General features: G+C 39.3%; 1 protein-coding gene. It reads right to left on the bottom strand.

The annotated features are described in order from the left end of the window. Window positions 1-305 (bottom strand): hypothetical protein (locus AACL61_RS01465; RefSeq protein WP_339110886.1); only part of this gene is annotated, 305 nt, incomplete at both ends.

Genomic DNA, 305 nt, shown 5'->3' with positions numbered 1-305 from the left:
ATTTCGGAAAAAACCTCTAAATTGAATTCTTTTCTCTTACTTGCAATGCCAACACCCTCATCAAAGCTCATCATTTCGTTGACAATATCAGGCTTCATCGCATACTTCTGTGCTTCAAGGATCGAACCAATCAATGCAGCCTTTTCATTTTTAGCATCTTTAGGGTTGTAAGAATTCTCGTAGCCAAAGGCTTTTTTGCTCACCTTGCGATCATGTTTTTCGGCAATTTTCTTCCAAATTTTCCAGATTTCGCTCCTTAATGCTTCCCCGTTGGTTTCCTCGTCGTAAAACATTAAGACGTGAAC

Source organism: Limosilactobacillus reuteri subsp. porcinus, assembly GCF_036621895.1.
Classification (GTDB): Bacteria; Bacillota; Bacilli; order Lactobacillales; family Lactobacillaceae; genus Limosilactobacillus; species Limosilactobacillus reuteri_J.
The sequence above is the reverse complement of the archived record's forward strand: the minus strand, read 5'-3'. Positions and strand labels throughout refer to the sequence as shown.